Source organism: Rhodopseudomonas sp., assembly GCF_036404135.1.
Lineage (GTDB): Bacteria > Pseudomonadota > Alphaproteobacteria > Rhizobiales > Xanthobacteraceae > Rhodopseudomonas_A.
Genome location: NZ_DASWPE010000165.1, coordinates 22,167 through 30,830 on the forward strand (window position 1 = coordinate 22,167; position 8,664 = coordinate 30,830).

An 8,664-nucleotide genomic window follows, 5' to 3' on the forward strand; every position below is an offset into this window, starting at 1 on the left:
CAGGCGATTTCGAGCTTTTCCGGATTGAGGGGCTTGCGACCCACCGCCGCCCGCATCATTGTTTAGCCGCGGTGACGATGGACAACGCAAATCCACACACACAGGGCGGCGACGGAACCAAGCGGCGACAGAATGTACAAACTCTATTCGATGCAGCGATCCGGTAACAGCTACAAGGTTCGCCTTGCGCTGGCGTTTCTCGGTGCGCCGTATCGCGCGATCGAGGTCGACATTCTCAGCGGTGAAAGCCGCACGCCGGATTTCCTCGCCAAGAATCCGTCCGGCCAGGTGCCGCTGCTGGAAGTCGCCGACGGCCGCTTCCTCGCGGAGTCCAACGCCATCCTGTGGTATCTCGGCGTCGACACCGCGCTGGCGCCGGAGTCGCGGATCGATCGCGCCGACGCGCTGCAATGGATGTTCTTCGAACAACACGCGCTGGAGCCCAACATCGGGGCGGCGTATTTCTGGCTGTCGCTGGTCAAGGGCGGCCGCGACCTGCAGACCCACGCGCTGGAAGACTGGATGGAGCGCGGCTACGCGGCGCTGCAGGTGATGGAAAATCACCTCAAGGAGAATGATTACTTCGCCGCGGGTCGGCTCACCATCGCCGACATCGCGCTGTACGGCTACACCCATGTCGCCGACCAATGCGATTTCGATCTCGAGGCGTTTCCCTCGATCGGCGCCTGGCTGAAGCGGGTGCAGCAGTCTCCCGGCTACGTCTCGATGAACTGGCGGCCGGAAACCATTTCCGAAGACGCCCCCGGCATCGCCGCCGAGGCCTGACCGCCCGCAGGGTGCTGATCGCGGCACGCGGGGCTGGTAGCACGTGCTCGGGAGCCCGGTAAATAGCGGGCAAAACCGCCGGTTTCGCCCTCGTTCTGCCATGATCGCTGAGTTACCGCCGCAAAATTGCCTGCGAATGTTTGAGAATGACGCCATCGCGGTGATTCGCCGCGTCTTTAGGGATTCCTGACCATGACACGGTCGCCAGGCACGGAGGCGGGCTTCAAGGGCCGCCGCGCGCTCTCTCCCTCGCGTTTGACGCACGCCGTCGTGGCCGCGCTGGCGCTCAGCTCGCTATCGCTATGCCTGATCGGTGCGATCAGCGTCCTGTCCACCGGGCTGAGCATGGCGCAGCCGCTCTGAACTCGCACGACGTCCCCGCGGCCGCGCGCCGCTGTAACGTAGCGACCATCGCCGCATGAGGCCTTGCGATGAAAGCCCCCCTCGTCTGGGTCACCGGATCGCTCGCGGTGGCCATCGTGCTGACCGCCTCGGTGCTGATCGCGACCACCGCGAGCCGCGGCGCGACCAGCTCGTTTGCCTCCTCCGCCGGGCCGCTCGCGGTGCAGACCGTGGCCTCCGGGCTGGTCAATCCCTGGGGACTGGCGTTCCTGCCGGACCAGCGAATGCTGGTCACCGAGCGCCCCGGCCGGATCCGGATCGTCACGCCGCAGGGGCAATTGTCGCCGCCGCTGCAGGGCGTGCCCGAGGTCTGGGCCTCGGGCCAGGGCGGGCTGCTCGACATCGCGATCGACAATGCCTTCGCCGCTAACAAGACGCTGTATTTCTGCTTTGCCGAACGCGCCGGCAATGGCGGCCGCACCGCGGTGGCGCGCGCCCGGCTCGACGACGCCGAGCCGCCGCGGCTCGACGCGGTGAAGATCATCTTTCGCCAGGACGGCCCGCTGTCGAAGGGCAATCACTACGGCTGCAGGATCGCGCAGGCACCGGACGGCAATCTGTTCGTCACCCTCGGCGAGCATTTCTTCGCCCGCGACCAGGCGCAGAACCTCGCCAACCATCTCGGCAAGCTGATCCACATCACGCCCGACGGCACAGCACCGAGCGACAACCCGTTCGTCGGCCGCTCCGATGCCAGGCCCGAGATCTGGAGCTATGGCCACCGCAACCCGCAGGGCCTCGCCTTCAATCCGGCGTCGGGCGCGCTATGGGAAATCGAGCACGGGCCGCGCGGCGGCGATGAGGTCAATATCATCGGCAAGGGTAACAATTACGGCTGGCCGGTGATCGGCTTCGGCATCGACTACGACGGCAGCAAGATCCACGAGGCCACCGCCAAGGACGGCATGCAGCAGCCGATCAAATACTGGGTGCCGTCGATCGCGCCCTCCGGCATGGCGTTCTACACCGGCGCGCTGTTTCCGGCGTGGCGCGGCAGCCTGTTCACCGGCGCGCTGGCCGGCCAGATGCTGGTGCGGCTGTCGCTCGACGGCGACAAGGTCAGCGGCGAGGAGCGGCTATTGCACGAACTCGGCGAACGCATCCGCGACGTCCGCCAGGGCCCGGACGGCGCGCTCTATCTGCTCACCGACAACGCCGCGGGACGGATCCTGCGCCTGGCGCCGGCGAAGCAATAGCGCACAGCCTCATCCTGAGGAGCCCGGCGAAGCGCGTAGCGCGTAGCGCGTAGCAGGGCGTCTCGAAGGATGATCGCGCGATCAGCATCAACACGCGTCATCCTTCGAGGCCCGCCGCGTCGGCGCAAGCGCCGCCGCGGCGCGCACCTCAGGATGACGGCCTCTGCCTGCTCTCACGACCACTTGTGAAAGATGAAGAACGCGCCGGCCGCGATGAAGGTGAAGCCGAGGGCGTGATTCCAGCCCAGCGGCTCTTTCAGATACAGCGTCGAGAACAAGGCGAACACCACCAGCGTGATCACCTCCTGAATGGTCTTGAGCTGCGCCGCCGAATACACCGCGCTGCCCCAGCGATTCGCCGGCACCGCCAGCCAATATTCGAAGAACGCGATGCCCCAGCTCACCATCACCGCAAGCGCCAGCGCGCTGCCCTTGTATTTCAGATGGCCGTACCAGGCGAAGGTCATGAACACGTTGGACGCGAACAGCATCAGGATCGGCAGCAGCGCGGGCGGAATCGACAGAGGCATGGAATTCCTTCCAAAAAAGAGGGCTAACTATTCACGCGGCCGCAAAGTTCCGGCGCGGCGAAGCCGGCTTTGCCGGCGTGAAAATGCCGTGCGGGACGGCGATTCAGACGTCATGACCGCGTAACAATGCATAGCTAGCCTCCCGGCGCGATGATCGACAACCCCCGTCGCCGGTCATCGCTCCCAACGCGGTCCCCGTCAGTCGCCGCGCCTGTCTGGGACCGCACCTTTCTTAATTCGATGCCGTCGTCGAACCTCCGCCTCGGTTGATCGTCACCGGCTCGTTTGGCGCTGCTGCGGCGGCGGCGCGGAAAAGACCATCGCCATGATTCGCTTCGTCGCCGTGCTCGTTGCCCTTTTCGCACTGATCCTGGTGCTACTGCCGTTCCAACTCGTGGCGATGGCGCTCGATCTGCGGTTGCAGCGGACCATCCCGCTGCTGTTTCATCGCGCGCTGTGCCGGCTGATCGGCGTCCGCATCCGCCAGGTCGGCCGGCGCAGTCTCGACGCCCCGGCGCTGATTCTCGCCAACCACGTGTCCTGGCTCGACATCTGCGTGATCGGCGCGCTCGGCCCGGTGGTGTTCGTCTCAAAAAGCGAAGTGGCGCGCTGGCCGGTGTTCGGCTGGCTCGCCAAACTACAACGCACCGTGTTCATCGACCGCCGCGCCCGCCACCGCACCGGCGCCGCAACCAAGGAAATCGGCGACCGGCTGGTCGACGGCGACGCCGTGGTGCTGTTCGCCGAAGGCACCTCCAGCGACGGCGTGCGCATCCTGCCGTTCCGCTCGGCGCTGATCGGCGCGGTGCATCACGCGCTCGGCCAATCCACCCGGCACGACGCCATCACCGTGCAGCCGATGTCGCTGGCCTATGTGCGCTACGCCGGATTGCCGGTCGGCCGTGCGCTGCGCGAGCGCGTCGCCTGGTACGGCGACGCCGATCTGATGCCGCATCTGATCGGCGTGCTGTCGGCCGGCGCGATCGACGTCACGGTGAGCTGGGGCGAGGCGATCGCCCACGACGTCTCCGCCGACCGCAAACAGATCGCGCAGCGGGCCGAGGTCGAGGTGCGGCGGATGACCGCCGCGGCGTTGCGCGCGCAGCCGGTGGCGCAGCCTGCGCCCGCCACCGAGAAATTGCCGCTGCCCTGGCCGCAGCCGGCCTGACCGCGCAGCCGCTGTCTCGCGCTGCTTCGCCGTCCCGTCGCCGTCGCTTGCCGTCGCCCGCCGCGCGCGCCACAATGCGCGGGGCGTTCGACAGGAATGATTCATGGAATTTCGCAATCTCGGCGGCTCTGGCCTGCGGGTCTCCGCGGTCGGACTGGGCTGCAATAATTTCGGCCAGCGCACCGATCTCGACACCGCGCGCAAGGTGATCCACAAGGCGATCGATCTCGGCGTCACGCTGTTCGACACCGCCGACATCTACGCCAATCGCGGCGGCTCGGAGACCGTGCTCGGCACCGTGCTCGGCACCCGCCGCAAGGACATCGTGCTGGCCAGCAAATTCGCCAAGCCGATGAGCGACGACGGCGCCAAGCAGGGCGCGTCGCGGCGCTACATCATCGCCGCGGTCGAGGCCAGCCTCGCCCGCCTGAAGACCGATTATATCGATCTCTATCAGCAGCACGAATTCGACCCGCTGACGCCGATCGAGGAGACCTTGCGCGCGCTGGAGGATCTGATCCGCGCCGGCAAGGTGCGCTATATCGGCCATTCCAACTTCCCGGCGTGGCGGATCGCCGAGGCGGAATTCGTCGGCCGCGCGCTCGGCGGCAACCGTTTCGTCTCGGCGCAGGACGAATACAGCCTGTTGGTGCGCGACCTCGAAAACGATCTGCTGCCGGCGGCGCAGGCTTACAATCTCGGGCTATTGCCGTTCTTTCCGCTGGCCGGCGGCATGCTCACCGGCAAGTATCAGCGCGGCGCGGCGGTGCCGGCCGATACCCGCTTCGGCAAGACGCCCTATATGCAGCAGCGCTATCTGACGGCGAGCAATCTCGACATCGTCGAGCGCCTGCAGGCGTTCGCCCAGACGCGCGGCCATTCGATGCTTGAACTGGCGTTCAGCTGGCTCGCCGGCCGCCCGCAGGTGTCGAGCGTGATCGCCGGCGCCTCGACGCCGGAGCAGGTCGCGCAGAACGTCGCCGCGCTGAACTGGACGCTAAGCGCGGCGGAATTTGCCGAGGTCGACAGGATCACAAGGGGGAATAATCAGCACCCGGCGCCGTCATCCTGAGAGTCCGACTCAAAAAGCGATCAATGAAATCAGGCATGAGACCCGTCATTGCGAGGAGCTCTTGCGACGAAGCAATCCAGAGCCACGCATGAAGTCCCGGGATTGCTTCGCTGTTCGTTCGGCGCTGTGCGCCGCCCTCGGCTCGCAATGACACCCCTGATCTTGCTCGCTGCTTTTTCGGTCAGACACTGAGGCGCGAGCCGGCGACACCGGCAGCGCCAACCTCGATGCAAGCCGAGGCGAGCCTCGAAGGATGCGACGGCGGCGAATGACTTGTGGGCTATTCCCCGACACGCGGACCACGCAATCGAGCTTTCTGAGGCGCGTCGAAACTGCTAATCTGGGCCCATGACCACCTTGCTGGACCAGGCCGTCGAATCCTTGCGCGATCTGCCCGCCGAGACGCAGGACGCGCTGGCGCGGCTATTGCTGCAATTCGCCGGCATAGGTCAACCGGCGCTGCCGATGAGCGCCGAGGACGCTGCCTCGTTCGATGAATCACTCGCGCAGGCCGAGCGCGGCGAGTTCGCCACCGACGAACAGCTCCGCGCGATCTGGGCGAAGCATGGGCTGTGAAGCTGCGCTTCACCATCCGCGCCGCCGCTGAACTCGACGACGTCCTCTCGTCGATCGACCGCCAATCGCCACAGGGAGCCCAGCAGGTCAAGCATCGCTTATTCGCGGTCATTGAGCTGTTGCGGCAATATCCCCAGGCCGGGCGGCTGACCGGCAAGGCCGGGCTGCGAAGGGTGGTCGCCTACCCCTACCCTTATCTGATCTTCTATCGCGCCAGCGACGCCGCGGTGACGATTCACGGCATCCGCCACAGTGCGCGGCGACCGACGCCCGAATAGCTCAGCCGCCCATGGACCCCGCGGGCGATTTGCTGGACAGTGGCCCGCAGATTCGCACCGCGTCAAAGGAAATACCCATGCCATCATTCGGAATTCGCACCGCGCTGGTCGCGGCGCTCGCGCTCGCCGGGCTCAGCGCCACCGCTCCCGCCCGCGCCGACAGCGGCACCATTCGCATTTCCGTGCTGAAGGGCGGCTGGTTCATCGGCGCCTCCGGCGGCAGCGGCACGCTGACCTTTCACGGCCGCAAATATCCGTTGTCGATCGGCGGCCTCAGCGCCGGCCTGGTGTTCGGCGCCTCGCAGACCTACCTCGCCGGCCGCGTCAGCAACATCAGCCGGCCTTCCGACGTCGCCGGGGTCTATGGCGCGGGCGGCGCCGGTGCCGCGATCGGCCGCGGCGTCAGCGGCATCGTGCTGAGCAACCAGCACGGCGCGGTGCTCGAGCTCAGCGGCCGGCAGACCGGCTTGATGGTCAACGCCGATCTCAGCGGGCTGGCGATCTCGCTGAAGTAGCGCATGCTGTACACTTCACCTCTCCCCGCTTGCGGGGAGAGGTCGACCCGGCATAGCGTGAGCCAAGCCGGGTCGGGTGAGGTGGCGTCTCGCCAAGTCATAAGCTTATGATCTAAAGCCACGCCCCCTCACCCCATCCCTCTCCCCGCAAGCGGGGCGAGGGAGCGCGGACTTTGCGAGTCATCATTCCAAATCGACGCGACGACCCAAATCACCGCGGCTACACCAGCAGCCCCGCCACCGGCTTCACCAGCGCCGAATCCGGAAACACGCTGTCGGCCAGCACGCGCTCGCTGAGCCCCAGATGATCGCGCAGCACGCCTTTCAAGATGCCGCGCAGGTCGGTGGTCGGCACCAGATCCCGCGCCTCGAACAATTGCGCGGGCTTCAGCCCCGGCCAGTCCGCGATCACCCGCCCGCCATTCACCGCGCCGCCGGCGAGCAGCGCCACCGTGCCGGTGCCGTGATCGGTGCCGCTGGTGCCGTTGATCTTCGCGGTGCGACCGAATTCGGTGGCGACCACGATCGCGCTGTCGCGCCAATGCGCGCCGAGCCCGGTTTCGAATTCAGCCAGCGCGCCGTCGAGCCCGGACAGCAATTGCGCCAAGCGCCCGACCGGGCCGCCTTCGTTGGCGTGGGTGTCCCAGCCGTCGAACGCCAAGGCCGCGATCCGCGGCCCGTCGTCGGCGGCCATCAGCTTGGCCGCGCCGCGCGCCACCTGACGCATCGCGGCGACCGGATTGCCGCCCGGCTTCGGCTTCATCTCGTCGCCCTGCGCGATCTTGTCGAGCAACAGCCCCTGCGACAATGCCGCGGCCAGCGCCGGATCGCGCTGCTGATAGAGATCGACCAGCCGCATCGCGGTGTCGTCGGCGGCATTCGGCAGATTGACCGGCGCCCAGCCGACAGTGGGCGCAGCACCACGCAGCACCAAGGGCGTGGTCGGCCCGACCGCAAGGCCGTTGACGCGCTCGCCGCGCGGCAGCGCTTCCAGCGCGCGGTTGAGCCAGCCGGATTGCACCCGGCCGGGGCCGGCGAAGCCGCTTTCCAAGACGTCCTGGCCGTCGAAATGCGAGCGCTCGCGATAGGGGGTGGCCACCGCATGCACCACCGCGGCGTGCTTGTCGCGATACATCCTGGCGAATTCCGGCATCGCCGGATGCAGACCGAACATCGCATCCAGCGGCAGCGCCGGATGCGCACCGTCGGAGGCGAGCGCGATCGCGCCGTGCAGGGCGGCGTAGTCCGGATCGCCGAGCGGCGCCACCGTGGCGAGGCCATCCAGCGCGCCGCGCAGGATGATGACGACCAGCCGCGGATCGCGGCCCGCTTCGGCGCGGGCGAATTTCGGCGCATAGGCCCAGGCGGCAAAGGCGGCGCCGCCGAGCAGCAACGCGCGGCGCGGGACGAGCAGCGATGAGCGGGTGTCGCGACCTGGCATCGTCATCTCCTCTGGAATTCCGGCGACATCAAGAGCAGCGCCAAAGCCTGCTGCCGGGTCTCGGCACGCGCGACGGCCTGGCGGGTCTCGGTCGAGGCCGCCTCGCCGGCCGCGACCTCCAACAGATCGCGGGCATCGACGTTGTCGGCGATCTTCGAAGAGAGTTGCGCCGCGAGATCGAGCCGCAATTTGAGGCCTTCCGGCGCGGCCCAGGCGGCGTTGCTATCCGGGAAACCGTTCGGGCCGGCCGGCGTCCACAGCGGCTGGCCGAGCGTCGTCAGCCCGCCGAGATGCGCATTGGGATTGTCCGGGATCCGCGCCAGCAGCCGGCCGGTGGCGATCAGGTAGTCGTAGGGCGACCGCATTTTCGTCAGCGGCGCGGCCCAGGCCTCGTCGGAAGACAGCAGCGTGCGGGTCAGCGCGGCGAGATCGCCGTCGCTGGTGACGAATGAAGCCTCGAGCTTGGCGACCAGCGCCGGCGGCGGATCATCGGCGACGAAATGTTGGGCGAATTTTTTGGCAACGAATTTGGCCGTGGCCGGATGCCGGGCGATATCGTCGAGCGCCGCCTCGCCCTGCGCCACGCCATTGTAGTCATAGACCTTGCCGAGCAAAGTCTGCGGCCCGGGCTGGTGCGCATTGGCGTTGAATACGAAGCTGCCCGGCGGCCCCAGCCGGCCGTCGCGGCCGGCGAAGCTCC

Annotated in this window: 11 protein-coding genes; 8 read left to right on the forward strand and 3 right to left on the reverse strand. The window is 67.3% G+C overall.

The genetic code is table 11. The features are described 5' to 3' along the window. Window positions 1–132 precede the first annotated feature (132 nt). The 3 genes from VGC77_RS19110 to VGC77_RS19120 all read left to right on the forward strand — a co-directional run bounded on the left by VGC77_RS19110 (window position 133) and on the right by VGC77_RS19120 (window position 2,384). Window positions 133–786, forward strand: a complete 654-nt coding sequence (locus tag VGC77_RS19110; protein WP_331173147.1) for a glutathione S-transferase family protein — start codon at window positions 133–135, stop codon at window positions 784–786. Between the two features lie 192 nt (window positions 787–978). Further along, window positions 979–1,149 carry a hypothetical protein gene (locus tag VGC77_RS19115; protein ID WP_331173148.1) on the forward strand — a complete coding sequence of 57 codons (171 nt, stop codon included), beginning with the start codon at window positions 979–981 and terminating at the stop codon, window positions 1,147–1,149. A gap of 68 nt (window positions 1,150–1,217) precedes the next feature. Then, window positions 1,218–2,384, forward strand: coding sequence for a PQQ-dependent sugar dehydrogenase (locus VGC77_RS19120; RefSeq protein ID WP_331173149.1), 1,167 nt, complete (start codon window positions 1,218–1,220; stop codon window positions 2,382–2,384). Between the two features lie 173 nt (window positions 2,385–2,557). Here VGC77_RS19120 and VGC77_RS19125 read toward each other — a convergent pair whose 3' ends face one another. Continuing rightward, complete coding sequence (locus VGC77_RS19125; RefSeq protein ID WP_331173150.1) at window positions 2,558–2,914, reverse strand: DMT family protein; 357 nt, start codon at window positions 2,912–2,914, stop codon at window positions 2,558–2,560. A 325-nt stretch (window positions 2,915–3,239) separates the two neighbouring features. On the opposite strand from VGC77_RS19125, the gene VGC77_RS19130 reads away from it, so the two are divergent. The 5 genes from VGC77_RS19130 to VGC77_RS19150 all read left to right on the forward strand — a co-directional run bounded on the left by VGC77_RS19130 (window position 3,240) and on the right by VGC77_RS19150 (window position 6,523). Next, window positions 3,240–4,082 carry a lysophospholipid acyltransferase family protein gene (locus VGC77_RS19130; RefSeq protein WP_331173151.1) on the forward strand — a complete coding sequence of 281 codons (843 nt, stop codon included), beginning with the start codon at window positions 3,240–3,242 and terminating at the stop codon, window positions 4,080–4,082. 103 nt (window positions 4,083–4,185) lie between these two features. After that, window positions 4,186–5,154: an aldo/keto reductase gene (locus VGC77_RS19135; RefSeq protein WP_331173152.1), complete on the forward strand. Its 969-nt coding sequence runs from the start codon at window positions 4,186–4,188 to the stop codon at window positions 5,152–5,154. A 348-nt stretch (window positions 5,155–5,502) separates the two neighbouring features. Further along, complete coding sequence (locus tag VGC77_RS19140) at window positions 5,503–5,730, forward strand: hypothetical protein (RefSeq protein WP_331173153.1); 228 nt, start codon at window positions 5,503–5,505, stop codon at window positions 5,728–5,730. Continuing rightward, window positions 5,727–6,008, forward strand: coding sequence for a type II toxin-antitoxin system RelE/ParE family toxin (locus tag VGC77_RS19145; RefSeq protein WP_331173154.1), 282 nt, complete (start codon window positions 5,727–5,729; stop codon window positions 6,006–6,008). Before VGC77_RS19140 ends, VGC77_RS19145 begins: the two co-directional genes overlap by 4 nt. A gap of 77 nt (window positions 6,009–6,085) precedes the next feature. After that, window positions 6,086–6,523 carry a hypothetical protein gene (locus VGC77_RS19150; RefSeq protein ID WP_331173155.1) on the forward strand — a complete coding sequence of 146 codons (438 nt, stop codon included), beginning with the start codon at window positions 6,086–6,088 and terminating at the stop codon, window positions 6,521–6,523. A gap of 220 nt (window positions 6,524–6,743) precedes the next feature. Here VGC77_RS19150 and VGC77_RS19155 read toward each other — a convergent pair whose 3' ends face one another. Next, window positions 6,744–7,964 (reverse strand): DUF1501 domain-containing protein, encoded by a 1,221-nt coding sequence (locus VGC77_RS19155; protein ID WP_414709697.1) that lies wholly within the window; start codon window positions 7,962–7,964, stop codon window positions 6,744–6,746. Window positions 7,965–7,966: 2 nt separating this feature from the next. Continuing rightward, on the reverse strand, window positions 7,967–8,664 hold a 698-nt coding region (locus VGC77_RS19160), incomplete at its 5' end, for a DUF1800 family protein (RefSeq protein WP_331173157.1).

What these genes read in the sequence shown, in the direction of transcription:
- VGC77_RS19110 (WP_331173147.1), top strand. Translation starts at nt 133, where the DNA reads ATGTACAAACTCTATTCGATGCAGCGATCCGGTAACAGCTACAAGGTT.
- VGC77_RS19115 (WP_331173148.1), top strand. Translation starts at nt 979, where the DNA reads ATGACACGGTCGCCAGGCACGGAGGCGGGCTTCAAGGGCCGCCGCGCG.
- VGC77_RS19120 (WP_331173149.1), top strand. Translation starts at nt 1,218, where the DNA reads ATGAAAGCCCCCCTCGTCTGGGTCACCGGATCGCTCGCGGTGGCCATC.
- VGC77_RS19125 (WP_331173150.1), bottom strand. Translation starts at nt 2,914, where the DNA reads ATGCCTCTGTCGATTCCGCCCGCGCTGCTGCCGATCCTGATGCTGTTC.
- VGC77_RS19130 (WP_331173151.1), top strand. Translation starts at nt 3,240, where the DNA reads ATGATTCGCTTCGTCGCCGTGCTCGTTGCCCTTTTCGCACTGATCCTG.
- VGC77_RS19135 (WP_331173152.1), top strand. Translation starts at nt 4,186, where the DNA reads ATGGAATTTCGCAATCTCGGCGGCTCTGGCCTGCGGGTCTCCGCGGTC.
- VGC77_RS19140 (WP_331173153.1), top strand. Translation starts at nt 5,503, where the DNA reads ATGACCACCTTGCTGGACCAGGCCGTCGAATCCTTGCGCGATCTGCCC.
- VGC77_RS19150 (WP_331173155.1), top strand. Translation starts at nt 6,086, where the DNA reads ATGCCATCATTCGGAATTCGCACCGCGCTGGTCGCGGCGCTCGCGCTC.
- VGC77_RS19155 (WP_414709697.1), bottom strand. Translation starts at nt 7,964, where the DNA reads ATGCCAGGTCGCGACACCCGCTCATCGCTGCTCGTCCCGCGCCGCGCG.